The sequence below is a fragment of the Pseudomonas syringae genome (assembly GCF_021606685.1).
Classification (GTDB): Bacteria; Pseudomonadota; Gammaproteobacteria; order Pseudomonadales; family Pseudomonadaceae; genus Aquipseudomonas; species Aquipseudomonas syringae_R.
Genome location: NZ_WKCB01000024.1, coordinates 49479 through 65507, shown reverse-complemented (window position 1 = coordinate 65507; position 16029 = coordinate 49479). Strand labels below are relative to the sequence as shown.

Here is a 16029-nt window from a genome sequence, read left to right as displayed (position 1 = left end):
GGTTTGGGGCCGCTTCGCAGCCCAACGCTGGCAAGCCCGCTCGCCACAACAGCCCGCTGGCCACTGGCGTGGTTCAGGAAGCGCCTTTTTCACTCGTAATGGTCGTGGGCGAGTGGTTGAGCATCATCCAGGCCCGATAACCTTCAGGTGAACACTAAATCCGTGGACAGCGGGCTTGTGTGGCGAGCGGGCTTGCCCGCGTTGGGCCGCGCAGCGGCCCTAAACCAGGCGCTGAGGTGGTTCAGGAAAAATGCCGGCGTCTTTACTGGGGCTGCTTCGCAGCCCAACGCGGGCAAGCCCGCTCGCCACAAGGGCCCGCTGGCCACTGGCGTGGTTCAGGCAGGTGTCTTCTTCACCCGTAACGCCTTGGCCTTGGCCTCCACGCCCAGGTACATCACCAGTGCGATCAGCAGCGGCACAATGAAGTAGATCGCCCGGTAGGCGATCAACCCAGCGAGCAAACTGCCCCGCGACGCCTCGTGTTGCAGCAGCGCAATAAACACCGCTTCCAGCACGCCGAGCCCGGCCGGGATGTGGGTGAGCACCCCGGCAATCGCGCTGATCAGTAACACGCCTAGCACCAGCGGGTAGTCGAGCTTGGCCGGTAGCAGGGTGAAAATCACCGCGGCCATCAGCGACCAGTTCAGCGCGCCCAAGAGCAACTGCAAACACGCCATGCGCACCGACGGCAGGTTGATTTCCATGCCGCGAATCGTCCACGCGCGCTTTTTCGAAAACTGGCAGGCCACCAGGTAACCCAGGCTCGCCAGCACCAGCAGCGCGCCGATGCCCTGCAAGGCCGTGGTGCTGACTTTCCAGCCCGGCGGCATGGTGACCAGGCCGCTGCTGAACACCACCCCGGCAATCGCCATGTAGCCAAACCAGTTCGTGGCCAGGCTCAGGCCGAGGATCTTGGCGATATTGCCGGTGCTCACTCCAAGGCGCGAATACAGCCGATAACGCATGGCGATGCCGCCGACCCAGGCGCTCAGGTTGAGGTTGAACGCGTAGCTGATGATGCCCACCGGCAGGATCTGCTTCCACACCAGGTTCTGGCGAATATAGGTGCGCCCGATGAGGTCGAAGCTGGCGTACACCAGAAAACTGCACAGCGTCAGCGCGCCGGCGATCACCAGGGTGCGCACCTTGAAGTCGCCGAGCGTCTGCACCACTTCGCTCCAGTCGATGCGCCGCGCGAGCAGGGTGAACAGCACAATCAGCAGCAGGAAGAAGGCGATGGTCAGCGGTTTCTTCCAACGCTTGAACCGCGAGCCTTTGGTTTCAGCTGTCATGGTGCTGGGCCTCAAAGGGTTTGAGTCGCGGTTTATGCGCCGGCAACCAGCCCGTCAATGCGGGGAAGTGGCGCATCACATGGAACACCAGAAAACCCACGGTCAGTCGCCATAGCCACAGGCGGGGCTTGCGGTTTTCCGGCATGGTCTGGCAATGGTCCCGGGCAAGTATTTCCAGGCGCTCATACAGCTGCTGGTTGAACGCCTGGTCGCGAATCAGCACATTGGCCTCCAGATTCAGCGACAGGCTCAACGGGTCCAGGTTGCTTGAGCCCACGGTGCTCCAGTCGTCATCCACCAGCGCGACTTTGCCGTGCAGCGGGCGCTGGCAATACTCGTGAATCACCACGCCGTCCTTGAGCAGGTAGTCGTAGAGCATGCGCGCGGCCAGCTTGGCCAACAGCACATCGGGCTGGCCCTGCATGATCAGTTGCACCTGCACGCCTCGGCGCGCCGCATTACGGATCTCGCGCAGCAGGCGATAACCGGGGAAGAAGTACGCGTTGGCGATCACCGCGCGTTTTTGCGCCTTGCTCAACGCGTGGATATAGGCCTCTTCGATGTCGTCGCGGTGTTGGACGTTGTCGCGGTAAATCAGGCGCACCCAACCATCGCCTTGTTCCGTCGACCACAGCGAAGGCCGTTGCTGGCGCCGCCGCCAGCCGCGCCGGGCGCGTACCTGACGACCGCTTTGTGCCAGGGCGAAATGATGCAAGTCCGCCACCGCCGGGCCCGTCACTCGCACGGCATAATCCTGCTTGGCTTCCGGGCCATAATCGCCCAAGTGATCGGCGGAGAAGTTGATCCCGCCAATGAACGCGACTTCTGCGTCCACCACGACAATCTTGCGGTGCAAGCGGCGAAACCAGTTGGTGCGGATGCCCAGCGTCTTGGACGCCGGGTCAAACATCTGTACCGCCACCCCAGCCTCGGCCAGCGCCCCCAGAAACGCCGGGCTCAGCTCGCCGCAGCCAAAGCCATCGAGGCTGACCACCACCTTCACGCCACGTTGTGCGGCCTCGATCAGAATGCCTTGCAGCTCATGGCCGACTTTGTCTTCGAAGAGAATGAAGGTCTCCAGCAAGATCTCGCGACGGGCCGCCCGCAACGCCTCAAACACCTTGGGGAAGTACGCCTCGCCGTTCTCCAGCAATTCGATCTGGTTGCCGCTCTGCCAGCCGTAATCCAGGTCGCGGGCCTTGGCTTCGTCGGGCGGTTGATCAGTGGAAATATGCTCCACGGCGACGTTCATAGCTCGATCTCCACCGACAGCGGTACGTGGTCTGACAGATGGGACCAGGGGCGGGTGGTAAGCACCCGTGCGTTATGCACTTTCAAATTACGCACGTAAATCCGGTCCAGGGGCAGCAACGGCAGGCGCGCCGGGAAGGTGCGTGCGGGCTTGCCCTGGGAGTGCACAAAGACTTCCACAAGGCCGCTCTGGCTCAGGTCGGCCTTCTGGCGCCAGTCGTTGAAATCGCCGGCAACAATCAGCGGCGCATCGGCCGGGATTTCGCGGATGCGCTGTTCGATCAGGCGCAATTGCTGTTGGCGATGCACCTCGCGCAAGCCCAGGTGAACACAGATCGCATGCACCTCCTGGCCGGTGCCCGGCAGGCGCAGCACGCAATGCAGCAGGCCACGGTTTTCATGGCCACTTTGGGAAATATCAAGGTTGTCATGGCGCACAATCTGGAATTTCGACAGCAGCGCATTGCCGTGGTCGCCGTGGGGGTAGACCGCGTTGCGGCCGTAGGCGAACTGCGGCCAGATGCTGTCGGCGAGGAACTCGTATTGCGGCATGTTCGGCCAGTCACTGAAGCGCTGAGGGTGACGCTCGTGCGTGCCGTGGATTTCCTGCAAAAACACCATGTCGGCGCCCACGCTGCGCACCGCTTCACGCAGCTCGGGCAGGATGAAACGTCGATTCAGGGCGGTGAAACCCTTGTGGATATTGACCGTCAGCACCGTGAAGCGAGTGATGGCGTCGCTGGGGGTGATGGGCACCCAGTCGGGAATCGCAGCCATGATTGCTCCTGTCAAAGAAGTGGGGGCCTGGCCCCCGTTTATGGCTGACTATGATTTTTGGCTGAAAGTTTCCAGCTTCCTACAAACGGCACACCTTCCATTTTGATCTGTGTTTCTGTCACTCCGGTGGGTTTCAACAGGGCGCAGTGTCTGGTATTGGCGTGAACGGAAAAGGGTGGGGTTGGCATTTGATATTTGCCTGCTGCGCGCGGATCGACAGGGCCCTCGCTGCGGAAATGCCGCATGCAATGGCGCGATGCTGTTGAAATGCCATCACCGGCATGATCAAATCCCCCGCGATCTAATCAACTCAACGATTTTGCAGGGCCTGTTCATGGATGATGCCGCTGACGCTTTTCTGGTGTTGGCAGTGGGGTCGGCGGCTCTTTTTGCAAAGGCCGGAACCCATTAAGTGAATACTTCGTTTACCCGAAAAATCAGCCTGCTTGCGGGAGCGATCGCGCTAAGTGGCTGCGCAACGCTCAACGATGCCGGCAAAAACTACGGTACGGCCATCGGCTGTGCAGGCGGCGCCTTGCTGGGGGCCGGCTTGACGTACGCGATCACCGGGGATGCGAAAAAGGCCCTCGTGGGCGGTGGTGTCGGCGGCGCAGTCGGGTGCGTGGCGGGTAACTTGTGGCAGAACCGCTTGCAGGAGCTGGAGCGAATTGCCCGTGAAGAGAACCTGAATATCCAGCTGCAGACATTGCAAAGCCAGGACGCTCCCGTCGGCAACGCGAGTGCGCCCGCGCCGACGGACGCGGGGATCGTCGCCCAGGTGCAGGACCAAGGCATGTTCGCCACCGGCAGTGCGCAGTTGAGCGCCGATGGCCAGCGCCAGGTGCGCAAGCTGGCCGCCGCTTTCGCGCCCAAGCCCGGGCAGAACTCACAGGCAGCGATTCTCGTCGTTGGGCATACCGATGCCACTGGCAGCGCTGCGACCAATCAGCGGCTTTCCGAGCAGCGCGCCCGCGCGGTGGCGTCGATCCTTACCGAACAAGGCATTGCTGCGCAGCGCATGTTTTTCCAGGGGGCAGGGGCCTCCCGTCCTATCGCCGATAACAGCGACAGCCAGCAGCGCAGCAAGAACCGTCGGGTTGAAATCGTTGAAGTCACCGACCGCAACATGCTGGTCAAACGCGTCAATGCCGAGCAAAACAACACCAAGTACCTGGCGCACGGCACCTCGACGGAGCCCGCGCGCACCGTTGCCAGCGCGCCCAAACGCAAACCGGCTGTCGCGGACAAGCCGGGTGACGAACGCAAACCGGCGGATGCCGGAACGGCCTTGGTGGATTTCGGCGGCCAGCCGGCCAGCGATACCCGCTGGACCCTGGGCCAGGCCATCGCCCCGAAAAAAGCCGGCTTTGCCCTGATCAGCAGCGCTCACGCAAGTGACCTGCCGTCCAGCAGCTGTGAGGCCGACCGCCCGCGTGAAAGCGGCAAGGTGTTCAACCTCGCCAGCGGCCAGGCACTGGATACACAAGTTACGACCGAATACCTGCCGGGCTACAACAACCGTGTCTGGGCGAACCTGGTCAACGGTCACCTGGTGACCTTGTCGCCCGTCTCGATTCTGCGCGATGGCGCGAGCGTCGATCGCCAACCCTTCATCGAAGTGGTCAAGGGGTACGACCAAGGCAACCGCAAATCGATTAAAAGCAAAGCTGTGGCTAACACCTATGAAGGTGAAGACCTGGTGCTCTATCGGGTGTTCACCCAAGACCCCAAGGCACCCGTGTCATGCATCGACGTGGTGTTCAGCAAGAAAAATTCCGAAGCCACTGATGGTGCGTTGTTCTACTCCCGTACCCGTGAAGCCTTCACCACCCGTTTCGTGCCGATTCGCGCGTAAGACTCAAGGACATACACCATGGAAGAGTTCAGCTTCAATGCGCTGACGGCCCTGCTCTGGGCAAACAAGTTGATCACCGGCCTGGTGATTTCCACACTATTGGCGGCCATCCTGATTCAGGCGTATTGGGACAAGGTGGGTTATTTCGTGATGCGTGTGTGGCATGGCGTGCCGGTCATCGGCAAAGTGGCGCGCTTGTCCAAGCAAAGCTTGATGCTCGATTCCCACGGCTGGCCGAAATCGGAAAGCGAGCTGTGCGACGCGTACTACTCGCGCTATGAAAAGATCGGCGCGAAAAACGTCGATTTTTTCAACAAGAGCGAATCCTACCTGCGCACCATCGGTGAACGTGGCCGTCGCGAACGGCCGTTCTGGGTGTTTGCGCTGATTTTCATGCTGATTATGTTCGAAGCCGTGGGTTTTGCTTACGTGCTGGTGCCGTTCATCAACCAGAACCTGTCAGCCAACGATCAAAGCTGGATGGGGTGGCTGTTCGCCTTCCTGCTGGCAGTCGCCTCGGCGATCCTTGCCGAAGTGACCGGTCGCGCAGTGCACAAGAATGCGTTGATCAGCAAAGCGCGCCACTGGTGGGAAAACGACCCGCAAAGCGATCGACCGTCCCAGCTCAAGGAATTGCCTGGCATCGGAATCAAAGACACCGACAGCGATAAAGACGGTAAGGACTACAACCGTATCCTGGCGCGCATCAACATCAACCACACGGTCACCCCAAGCCGTGGCTGGATGATTACCACGGGCATCTGGATTGCGATTATTGCGGTCGCGGCGTTCGGTATCCGTACCATGCAGCTCAAAAGCATCGAAACCGAAATGGTCGGCAGCCCGCATGCCTTTGCCCAGCAGAATTACGAGTCGGCCAGCCCGTTCGAGTTGCCGGCCGATTCGGCGGCGATTAACGATCAAGCCGACAAGCAAACCCTGACCGACAAGATGGACGCGATCCGTAAAGCCTCGTTGATTACCTTCATCGTGCTGTCGGTGATCTACATCGCGATTCAGATCACCAGCATCTGGTTGGCGTCGATCTTCGGCTTTGCCGGCGTGGAGTCGAAAACCGCGTGGGAGCACACGCATAAGTTTTCCAGCGGCGAAGCGCTGGAAAACTGGATGCAAAGCCAGCGTGTGGAAATTGCCTCGCATGCCGATCACAAACTGAGCAAATTGCAGCTCAAACTGGCCGGGCGCACGACCACCAATGCTCAGCAACAGGCGGCGTTAACCAGCGCGCACAATCGCAACTTCGAGACGTACCTGGCGCGCAAACAAGCTCTGCCGACATCGCCGCAAGCGCCGGCGAAACCCGTCAGTGTTCCGGTTGCTGCGGTGGTCGCTGACGTTGCCGCACCTGTGGCTGCCCCGGTTCAGGCGCCCGCCGCGGTCCCGCCGGTCGCGGTCCCGCCTGTTGCGGCGTCGGCGAGCCTCGACGCCCTGCGCAGCAAGGACCTGACGGCCTACAGTGAAGAGCAACTGGCGACCATCAGCCGCGCCAAGGGCCATGCCCTGGACGAGGTACTGGCGCTGCGCGCTGAGCAACAATTGCTCAAAGACTTTGACGCAACAGGTGCCTGAATGAGTATCCAGCGGGTTTTCCTTGCCCTGTTGCTGGCGCCGTTGATGGCGGTGGCAGGCGAGCGTAACGACATTCCTGACTGCTATGCCTACGCCAAGGTCGGGGAGTTCCGACCGGTTGCGGCGGGTCGAGAATTAACGGTGATCATCGATCAGACGATCCCCATGCCCGAGGTGATTCAGAAGGCGACATGGGCCCAAGTGCAGCGCTTCGTTCAACCGGGTGACAAGGTTCGCCTCTACAGTTTTTCGGCATTCCTGCCGGGGCAATTCATGCAGCTGCGTTTTGCCGGTGAACTCAACCGGGGCGTTGATGAGAAGGTACGCGACCGGGTCGGCATGCAATCGCTGCGCACCCTGGATACCTGCCTTGGCGAGCAGCGCAGTTTTTTCAACAAAACCTTGGGCAAGGTGTTTGTGAGCACCTTGCGCGAGGCGTCTGAAGATATTGCGCGCAGCGAGATTTTCCATTCGTTGCGCGAAATCGGTAAGGACCTTGGTCAGCAACCGGCTCAGGAGCGCGTCGTCTTGCTGATCTCTGACATGCTGGAGAACAGCGATTTTGGCAGCTTCTATGCGAACAACCGGATTCGTGATCTGCAGCCAGAGGCCGAGCTTAAACGGGTGAGCGAAAAAGGCTTGTTCGCCGATTTGCAAGGCGCGCGCGTCTACGTGACCGGTGCGGCGCTGGTGACCAAGGACGTCAAGCAAGCCTATCGCTCCGGCAAGACGATTCAGGCGCTGGAGGACTTCTGGAAGGGCTATTTTGCGGGCTCCAACGCGCAGTTGGTGGCGTTTGGTGCGCCGAGCCTGAATGTCGACCTGAAGTGAACCATCTCGGTTGAAACCCGTCAGTTCCTTACAGACCCTTCTGTAAGGAGCCCGGAGTTTTGCCGAATTTAAAAACCGCATTACTGCTTGGCGCGCTGCTGTTTTGCGGCAGCGGCGCACTGCACGCCGCGGCCACCGCGCCTGAACCCCAAGCGCCGGACAAGCCGGAGTTGCTGGTGGAGGGCGGACTGCTCGGTGCTATCAGCTCCAGCATCGATGACGTACAGCAGAAGCTGGACCTCAACCAGAACCTGATTGACGCATGGCGCCTGCGCGCCGACCGGGCGGCGGATGAGGTGGGGCGTCTGGTCGACCAGACCGCCCAGCGCTCGCCGTGGAGCATTGCCGGGGATTTCCTGCTGCTGTCGGGGGTGTGGATCGGCGCGTTCACCCTGCTGACCTTACTCGGGCGCTTTATTGTGCAGCGCTTGAGCCGGCGCGCATTTTTTGAGCGGCGCAAGCGTTTTCACGCGGTGCTCGGGTACGTGGTGCCCTATACGCTCCCCGCGTTGATCTGCCTGCCGCTGGCCTTGTACGTCAGCCACTTTTTACCCACCTCGATTGGCCGTGCGCTGGCGCTGTGCTTTGCCTACGCCACCAGCAGCGGTATCTTTTCCACGTCGATGCTGCTGTGCGTCATCGTTATGTTCAACGTCGGCCACAAGCGCCCGGCGGTACAGATTATTCGCGATTACTGCCCCAAGCCGCTGTTCCTGATCGGCTTCCTCGCGGCCCTCAGTGACGCGCTGACCAGCCCGCAAATTGCGCGCCAACTGGGCGGCAATATCACCAGCAGCATCGCCGTGTTCACGGGCCTGTTTGCGGCGGTGATCTTTGGTGTGCTGGTGGTGCGCCTGCGCCGTCCGGTGGCGCATCTGATCCGCAATCGGCCGTTGGCCCAACGCCTAAAACACCCGGCGCTGCAGCAGTCGCTGCGGGTGTTTTCCGGGCTGTGGTACTGGCCGATCCTGTTGATGGTGCTGGTCTCGGCGATCAACCTGATCGGCGCCGGCGATGACAATCAAAAGGCCCTGCGGTGTGCGCTGTTCACCACCATTTTGCTCATCGGTACGGTGTTCTTGAGCACGGTATTGCAGCACCTGTTCAAGTCCCGCAGCCAGGTCGCGATCCAGCGCAGCAGTGCCTACAAGGAGCGCTTCCTCAGCCTGTTGCACGCGATCCTGCGCATCGTCATGGCCATCGCCTTTATCGAAATCCTCGGGCGGATCTGGGGTGTCTCGCTGTTTGAATTTGCCCAGCGCAATTCGGTGGGCCGCGCGATCAGCGATTCCCTCAGCAGCATCGGCCTGATCCTGCTGATGACCTGGCTGTTTTGGGTGGTGCTCGACACGGCCATCCAGGAAGCGCTGAAGCCGCCGGTCAACAAACGCTCCAGCCGCCAGCCCAGTACGCGCGTCAAGACCATCCTGCCGCTGCTGCGCAACGCGGTGAAAATCATCCTGGTGGTGATCTGCGCAATTACCACCATGGCCAACCTGGGGATCAACGTCGCGCCGCTGCTGGCGGGTGCCGGTGTGGTCGGCCTGGCCATCGGTTTCGGTTCGCAGCAACTGGTGCAGGACGTGATCACCGGCCTGTTCATCATCATTGAAGACACGCTGTCCATCGGCGACTGGGTGGTGCTCGACTCCGGCCATGCCGGCACCGTCGAAGGCCTGACCATTCGCACCCTGCGCCTGCGCGACGGCAAAGGGTTTGTGCACTCGGTGCCGTTCGGGCAGATCAAGGCGGTCACCAATCAATCGCGGCAGTTTGCCTACGCGTTTTTCTCGGTGCAGTTCACTTACGACACCGATGTGGACAAGGCGGTGGAGCTGATCCGCGAGGCCGGCCAGTCGATTCGCGACGATGTGTTCCTCAAGTACAACCTGCAAGGGCCGCTTGAGGTGTTCGGCGTCGACAAGATGGACCTCAATGGCGTGGTGCTGACGGCGCAGTTCCGCACCGTGTCGGGCGGGCAATATGCAGTGAGCCGCGCGTTCAACCAGCGGCTGAAAAAGCTTGTGGATAACTGTGACGAGGTGCACTTCGCGCAAACTTATCCACAGCAGGTGTTGTTGCCCAAGCGTACGCCGCAGGTTGTTGAGCCGGGTGAGGAATTGCCGGCGTCAGTGGTGTTGACGGAGCAACCCAGGCCTCAATGATGAGGTTGGCTGTTCGGGCGTCATCGGGGGCAAGCCCCCTCCCACAGTTGGAATGCATTTCCAGTGTGGGAGCGGGCTTGCTCGCGAAGAGGCCCTCAACGTCACTCCACTTCAATGCCGGATCAGTTTCTCCTGCACCGCCTGCTGATCCACCTCCAGCAACACCTGCTGCTTGCCTGCCACCCTCACCGCTGCCGGCAAGCCATCCCGATACACAATCCGATTACCGCTCACCGCCGGCACCTTGTTGCCCGGTAACAACGTGCCCACCAGGTTCAGCGGATCCGCCCCACACACGGCAATCAAACTTCCGTCATGCGGCCTGCGTCGCACTTCGCGCAACAACGGGATCGCTTCCGGCAACGCAAACTGTTCCCCCGCCAAGCCACTGACAAAGCGCCCGCCGCGAATTTCGCCGCGTGCTTCCAGACGATGGAACGTACGCAGCAATTCGCGCCAGCTCGGCAGCCAATCCGCCTCGCGCTCCAGCAGGCGCCAGAACACCACGCCGTAGCGGCGCAGCAAGGTCATTGCCACATGTTCCAGGGTCTCTGCCGAGTGTGGCGCCGCCGCGGTTGGCGAGCGGCGAATCAGCGCCCAGCGCCCGGCGTCATCCATGCCGCCCACAAACGCGCCGCGCCCACGGCGGCTGCTGCGCGCCTGGCGTTTGCTGGCCGGCGTGGTCAGTGCGCGCAGGCCGGCAAAGCTGTCGGCATTCACCAGGCCTGCGCCCACCAGTTCCTGCAACGCGCTTTCCAGTTCGCTGCGCAGCAGGTGGGCTTCGTGCACCAGTTCATCGAAAAACAGCGCGCCCTGTTCGCGCAAGGCTCCGTGGACTTTCTGTGCCTTGGGCGACAGCGTGCTGCTGTCGGTCTGCTCGGTCAGCCCCACCCACAGCGGCACCTGTGCGCGGGGCAGCAGTACCACCGGCGTGCTGCGCAGGGCGATGGCGCTGGCCTTGTTGCTCAAACGCGTCCACACCAGCTTGCCGCTGCGGCACAGCTCATCGAGCCAGGTGGATGAATAGTCCTTGAGCCGCGCGCTGAGCAAGTCACTGTCCCAGGCGGAGGTGGCGGCCGCATAGCCTTCGAACTGCCCGACGATCTGCGCCAGCATCGCACTGCCCTGGCCACGGGTACCGTCGGACAGGTGTTGCCAGTCGAACAGGAAACGCATGAAGTCCTGCAACGCCACCGGCTCGATTTCCCGCCGCAGGCGCTTGACCGTGTAGCGATGAATGCGCGCGAGCAAGTGGCGTTCGCACCATTGCTCTTCAGTGGCGTCGGGGCTGAAACGACCGCGCAGCACATAGCCTTCCTGCTCCAGGCGTGCGAGTGCCTGGGTGACGTCGGCCACCGGCAAGGCCAACGGCGCGGCGATCTCCAGCAGGCTCAGCGGGCCGAAGCCACCCAGCCGCGCGCGCAGCACGTCCACCAGCGCCTCATCGTAAGTCCAGGCCTCATCGAAACCCGGCAGCAGCGGCAGGTCGTTGGGATAAATCGCCTGCAGGCAACTCAAGCGTTCCACGGCCACCCATAGCCCGTTACTCAGCTGATGGGCGCGCCCACCGTTGGCCAAGGCGTGCAGCCACTTGGCCCATTGCGGCGTGACTTCGTGGTGAGCGATGCATGCCAGGCTCATCAGTGCTTCATGCATTTCATCCAGGCCATTGGGTGCAGGCCAGGCTTCTTCGCGTACGCCGGCGATGGCTGCGGCATCCAACGCGCCAAGGTCGTCGCCGCTCTGCGGGTCGCTCCAGCGCCGGTTGAGCACGGCCTGGGTGCGGCGCTCTTCCAACGGGGCATCGTCGAGAAAGGTGTAGGGCCGCGCGCTGAGAATTTCTGCAGCCATGGGCGAGGGCGCGGGCAGGTCGCGGCTGATCAGGCGCACGTCGCCCGCTTCCATGCGCCGCAACAGGGCCAGCCAGCCGTCGCTGTCCATGGCTTCGTGCAGGCAGTCGTCGAGGGTTTGCTCCACCAGCGGGTGCTCGGGGATTTCGCGCTCGCCGGCGAGGTTTTCCAGGCAGGCGATCTGGTCGGGAAACACGCTGGCGATCAAGTCTTCGCTTTTCATGCGCTGGATCTGCGGCGCCACCTTGCGACCGCCGGTAAAGCGCGGCAATGCCAGGGCCACACCGGCGTTCCAGCGCCAGCGCACGCCGAACAGCGGCGCGTCCAGCACGGCCTGGATCAGGATGTGTTCAGCGCTGTGGCTGTTCAGATAGCGCCATACCTCGTCCAGCTCGAAACTGTGGCTGGTGGACAGCGACAGCACGATCGCATTCTCACTCGCCGCCGCCTGCAGTTCGAAATTGAACGTACGACAAAAACGCTTGCGCAGGGCCAGGCCCCAGGCGCGGTTGATGCGGCTGCCAAACGGGGTGTGGATGATCAGTTGGGTGCCGCCGGACGCGTCGAAAAAACGCTCCATGATCAACGTGTCCTGGGACGGCAACGCGCTGAGGGCCAGGCGCGCGCGGGCCAGGTAATCGACGATCTGTTCGGCGCTGGCGCGGTTCAGGCCGAGGGTGTCGCTGAGCCAGTCAAGTGCCGGTTGAAGCTCACCGGGGCTGGCGCTGAGCAGCGCGTCCAGTTGCCCCTGCAAACGCGCCACGGCCGCCGACAGTTCGTGACTGCGCCCCGGCGCTTCGCCCATCCAGAACGGGATGGTCGGCGGCTGGCCGTGAGCATCCTCGACGCGCACTTTGCCGGCTTCGATCCGCAGGATCCGGTAAGAGGTATTGCCGAGCTGGAAGATGTCCCCGGCGATGCTTTCCACCGCAAAGTCTTCGTTGACGCTGCCGATGTTCAGGCTTTGGGGCTCCAGCAACACGCTGTAGTCGGCATTGTCGGGGATGGTGCCGCCGCTGGTCACGGCCGTCAGCTTGGCGCCACGGCGGCCGCGCAGGGTGTGGGTCACGGCGTCGCGGTGCAGGTAGGCACTGCGAATGCCCTGGCGCCCGTTATAGCCCTCGGCGAGCATCTGCAGCAGGGCCTGGTAGTGGCGCTCATCCAGCTCGGCGTAGGGCGCGGCGCGGCGGATCAGCGCCAGCAGGGCCGACTCTGACCATTCCCGCGCGCTGACCTCGGCGATGATCTGCTGGGCCAGCACGTCCAGCGGCGCGAGTGGTATGTGCAAGGTGTCCAGCTCGCCCCGGCGCACGCAGTCGAGCAGGGCGGCGCATTCGATCAAATCGTCACGGGTGGTGGCGAACAGGCGCCCCTTGGGTGTGCCGCCGACCTGGTGCCCGGAGCGGCCGACCCTCTGCAGGAAGCCATTGATGGACCCCGGCGAGCCGATCTGGCACACCAGGTCGACATCGCCGATATCAATCCCCAGTTCCAGCGACGCGGTGGCGATCAGCACTTGCAGCTCACCGGCCTTGAGGCGTTGCTCGGCGTCCAGGCGCAGCTCCTTGGCCAGGCTGCCATGGTGGGCGGCTACGGCGGTCTTGCCCAGGCGTTCGCTCAAGTGCCGGGCCAGGCGCTCGGCCAGGCGCCGGGTGTTGACGAAAATCAGTGTCGTGCGGTGTTCGCGCGCCAACTCGGCGAGGCGGTCGTAGACCAGCCCCCACACATCGTTGGCCATCACCGCCGAGAGCGGCACGGGCGGCACCTCGATATCCAGGTCGCGCGGGCGGGCGTGGCCAATATCCACAATGGCGCACTCACGGCCGCTGCCCACCAGAAACCGTGACACCGCCTCGATGGGCTTTTGCGTGGCCGACAGGCCGATGCGGGTCAGCGGCTCGCTGCACAAGCCTTGCAGACGCTCCAGGCTCAAGGCCAGGTGGCTACCGCGCTTGCCGGCGGCGATGGCGTGGATTTCGTCGACGATCACCGTGCGCGTGCTGGCCAGCATTTGCCGGCCCGAGTCCGAGCCCAGCAGCACGTAGAGCGATTCCGGGGTCGTCACCAGGATATGCGGCGGGCGTTTGCGCATCAGCGCGCGGTCTTTTTGTGGCGTGTCGCCGGTGCGCACGGCGGTGCGAATGGCCAGCGGCGGCAGGCCTGCGGCCAGCAACTGCTGGGTAATACCGGTCAGCGGGTTTTGCAGGTTGATCTGAATGTCGTTGGACAGCGCCTTGAGCGGCGACACATACACCACCAGCGTTTCATCCGGCAGTTGCCCGCCGTTGGCCAGGCCCTGTTGCACCAGGTCGTTGAGCACCGCGAGGAAAGCGGTCAGCGTCTTGCCGGAGCCGGTGGGCGCGGCGATCAGCGTCGAGCGCCGTTGGCGGATCAACGGCCACGCCTGGGCCTGGGCGCCTGTCACCCAAGGGAACGTACTGCGGAACCAGGCACTGACGGCGGGGTGAAAGCCGTCCAATACGGTGTCCGTTGATTCAAGAAGGTTCATGTAGTGATTGATGCTGCCCGCTTCAACAAGTTGCAAACACGTACTTTATCCGTGACGGTTGCGCTACAAACCCGCAAAATGCAACGATTCTGGCAACAACCTGCGGCCAGGCTCACACGCCTGCCGATAATTACCATCGTTCCAAACAGACCGGGCCTGCTCAATCTATGCGAATGCGCCTTATGTTACTGGGCGGCGGGAATGCCCTCGGGCAGGCGCTGATTCGCCTGGGTGCAGAGGAAGACATTGGTTTCCTCGCGCCTAAACCGCCCCAAGACGGCTGGGATGCCGCGAGCCTTACCCAATTGCTCGACGATACCCGTCCCGATGCGTTGATCAACCTCGCCTACTATTTCGACTGGTTCCAGGCCGAAGCGGTCAGCGAAACCCGTTTGGCTGCCCAGGAGTTCGCCATCGAACGCCTGGCCGAACTGTGTCAGCACCACAACATCACCCTGCTGCAACCGTCCAGCTACCGCGTGTTCGATGGCTCCCGCGCCACCGCCTACAGCGAAAAAGACGAACCGGTGCCCCTGGGCCTGCGTGGCCAGGCGTTGTGGCGTATCGAGCAGAGTGTGCGCGCCGCGTGCCCGCAGCACGTGCTGCTGCGGTTCGGCTGGTTGCTGGATGACAGCGTCGACGGCACCCTTGGGCGCTTCCTGGCCCGGGCCGAGAAACCGGATGAACTGCTGATGGCAGATGACCGTCGCGGCAACCCGACGCCGGTAGACGATGCCGCGCGGGTGATCATCTCGGTGCTCAAGCAACTCGATTGCGCGGCGCCGCTGTGGGGCACGTATCACTACGCCGGCCATGAGGCGACCACGCCGTTGGCGCTGGGCCAGGCGATCCTCACCGAAGCGCGCAACTTTCACCCGCTGGCGATTGAGTCCCCCACCGCCCAGGCCCACGCGGCCCGGCCGGATGCGAGTGAAGAACCGCAACACGCGGTGCTGGCCTGCAAGAAAATCCTCCACACCTTCGGCATCAAGCCACGGGCGTGGCGCGCGGGGTTGCCGGCGTTGCTGGACCGGTTCTACCGCCACAGTTGAATACACGCACAACTAAATGTGGGAGGGGGCTTGCTCCCGATAGCAGAGTGTCAGTCAACAGTTTCATTGGCTGATCCACCGCTATCGGGAGCAAGCCCCCTCCCACATTGGTTTTGCAGTGTTGCTTAGAACTTGTAGCCGATGCCCACCATGTACACCATCGGGTCCACGTCCACATTGACCTTGGCGCGTGTGCCAGGGGCCACGCCGTTGTTTTCCACGGTGGCCTTGGTGCTGATGTCGATGTAGCGCGCCTGGGCGTTGATCATCCACTTGTCGTTGATCATGTAGTCGGCGCCGATCTGCGCGGCCCAGCCCCAGGAGTTCTCGGCCTTGAAGTTGCTGAAGCCGGCGCCTTGGGCGCGGCTGCCGACGTGTTCGTCGTAGATCCAGGTGTAGTTGATACCGGCGCCGACATACGGCTGGAACGCGGATTTGTTATCCAGTGGGTAGTACACCACGCTCAAGGTCGGCGGCAGGTGTTTCAGGGTGCCGAGCTTGCCGTTGGCCGGGCCGAGTGTGGTGCCCTTGATCTTCACATCATGCTCGAACGGCGTGGCCGCCAGCAGCTCGATACCCACGTGGTTGGTGAGCATGTAGGCGAAGTTCAGGCCCAGTTGGGTGTCGCTGCTCATGGTCGCCTTGCCGTTCAGGTTGGTGCCGGCCAACGGGCCCTGGTCAACCTTGACGTGGCCGCTGTCGGCTTTCGGGTTCACGGTGATTGCACCGGCTCGAACCAGAATGTCGCCCGCTTCGTGAGCGTGGGCGACCGGGGCGGCGAGGGCGAGCGCGAAGAGGGACGCGCCGAGCAGAGACTTGTTCATGGGAGCTCCAAAAGGACGTTTAAAAGTTGTACG

The 16029-nt window shown here is 62.5% G+C and carries 11 protein-coding genes; 6 read left to right on the top strand and 5 right to left on the bottom strand.

The features are described from left to right. Window positions 1-335: 335 nt before the first annotated feature. Genes GIW02_RS12130 through GIW02_RS12120 form a run of 3 tightly spaced genes read right to left on the bottom strand, consistent with a single transcriptional unit; the run spans window position 336 to window position 3320 of the window. The gene (locus GIW02_RS12130; protein WP_236419325.1) at window positions 336-1292 is read right to left on the bottom strand and encodes a lysylphosphatidylglycerol synthase domain-containing protein; all 957 of its coding nucleotides are present in this window, start codon (window positions 1290-1292) and stop codon (window positions 336-338) included. Then, window positions 1282-2544, bottom strand: coding sequence for a cardiolipin synthase ClsB (gene clsB, locus GIW02_RS12125; protein ID WP_236419324.1), 1263 nt, complete (start codon window positions 2542-2544; stop codon window positions 1282-1284). The genes GIW02_RS12130 and clsB overlap by 11 nt, the downstream gene beginning before the upstream one ends. Further along, window positions 2541-3320, bottom strand: a complete 780-nt coding sequence (locus tag GIW02_RS12120; protein ID WP_236419322.1) for an endonuclease/exonuclease/phosphatase family protein — start codon at window positions 3318-3320, stop codon at window positions 2541-2543. Before GIW02_RS12120 ends, clsB begins: the two co-directional genes overlap by 4 nt. A gap of 181 nt (window positions 3321-3501) precedes the next feature. Between GIW02_RS12120 and GIW02_RS12115 the strand changes: the two genes are divergently transcribed. The 5 genes from GIW02_RS12115 to GIW02_RS12095 are packed head-to-tail and all read left to right on the top strand — an operon-like array spanning window position 3502 to window position 9761. Beyond that, complete coding sequence (locus GIW02_RS12115) at window positions 3502-3732, top strand: hypothetical protein (RefSeq protein WP_236419320.1); 231 nt, start codon at window positions 3502-3504, stop codon at window positions 3730-3732. Continuing rightward, window positions 3733-5175 carry an OmpA family protein gene (locus GIW02_RS12110; RefSeq protein ID WP_236419318.1) on the top strand — a complete coding sequence of 481 codons (1443 nt, stop codon included), beginning with the start codon at window positions 3733-3735 and terminating at the stop codon, window positions 5173-5175. Between the two features lie 18 nt (window positions 5176-5193). Further along, window positions 5194-6765 (top strand): hypothetical protein, encoded by a 1572-nt coding sequence (locus GIW02_RS12105; protein WP_236421876.1) that lies wholly within the window; start codon window positions 5194-5196, stop codon window positions 6763-6765. 45 nt (window positions 6766-6810) lie between these two features. Beyond that, on the top strand, window positions 6811-7596 hold the full coding sequence (locus GIW02_RS12100) for a hypothetical protein (RefSeq protein ID WP_236421875.1): 786 nt from the start codon (window positions 6811-6813) through the stop codon (window positions 7594-7596). Between the two features lie 59 nt (window positions 7597-7655). After that, window positions 7656-9761, top strand: a complete 2106-nt coding sequence (locus GIW02_RS12095; protein ID WP_236410886.1) for a mechanosensitive ion channel domain-containing protein — start codon at window positions 7656-7658, stop codon at window positions 9759-9761. A gap of 111 nt (window positions 9762-9872) precedes the next feature. Here the strand turns inward: GIW02_RS12095 and GIW02_RS12090 are convergent, their stop codons facing one another. After that, window positions 9873-14120, bottom strand: a complete 4248-nt coding sequence (locus GIW02_RS12090) for a DEAD/DEAH box helicase (RefSeq protein WP_236410887.1) — start codon at window positions 14118-14120, stop codon at window positions 9873-9875. Window positions 14121-14287: 167 nt separating this feature from the next. On the opposite strand from GIW02_RS12090, the gene GIW02_RS12085 reads away from it, so the two are divergent. Beyond that, window positions 14288-15172 (top strand): sugar nucleotide-binding protein, encoded by an 885-nt coding sequence (locus GIW02_RS12085; protein ID WP_236410888.1) that lies wholly within the window; start codon window positions 14288-14290, stop codon window positions 15170-15172. A 125-nt stretch (window positions 15173-15297) separates the two neighbouring features. Here the strand turns inward: GIW02_RS12085 and GIW02_RS12080 are convergent, their stop codons facing one another. Beyond that, complete coding sequence (locus GIW02_RS12080) at window positions 15298-15996, bottom strand: OmpW family outer membrane protein (protein WP_236410889.1); 699 nt, start codon at window positions 15994-15996, stop codon at window positions 15298-15300. Window positions 15997-16029: the final 33 nt, after the last annotated feature.

Bases quoted from the DNA above. Each gene is read 5' to 3' on its own strand.
- GIW02_RS12130 (WP_236419325.1), bottom strand. From the start codon at position 1,292: ATGACAGCTGAAACCAAAGGCTCGCGGTTCAAGCGTTGGAAGAAACCG.
- clsB (WP_236419324.1), bottom strand. From the start codon at position 2,544: ATGAACGTCGCCGTGGAGCATATTTCCACTGATCAACCGCCCGACGAA.
- GIW02_RS12120 (WP_236419322.1), bottom strand. From the start codon at position 3,320: ATGGCTGCGATTCCCGACTGGGTGCCCATCACCCCCAGCGACGCCATC.
- GIW02_RS12105 (WP_236421876.1), top strand. From the start codon at position 5,194: ATGGAAGAGTTCAGCTTCAATGCGCTGACGGCCCTGCTCTGGGCAAAC.
- GIW02_RS12100 (WP_236421875.1), top strand. From the start codon at position 6,811: ATGGCGGTGGCAGGCGAGCGTAACGACATTCCTGACTGCTATGCCTAC.
- GIW02_RS12090 (WP_236410887.1), bottom strand. From the start codon at position 14,120: ATGAACCTTCTTGAATCAACGGACACCGTATTGGACGGCTTTCACCCC.
- GIW02_RS12085 (WP_236410888.1), top strand. From the start codon at position 14,288: ATGCGAATGCGCCTTATGTTACTGGGCGGCGGGAATGCCCTCGGGCAG.
- GIW02_RS12080 (WP_236410889.1), bottom strand. From the start codon at position 15,996: ATGAACAAGTCTCTGCTCGGCGCGTCCCTCTTCGCGCTCGCCCTCGCC.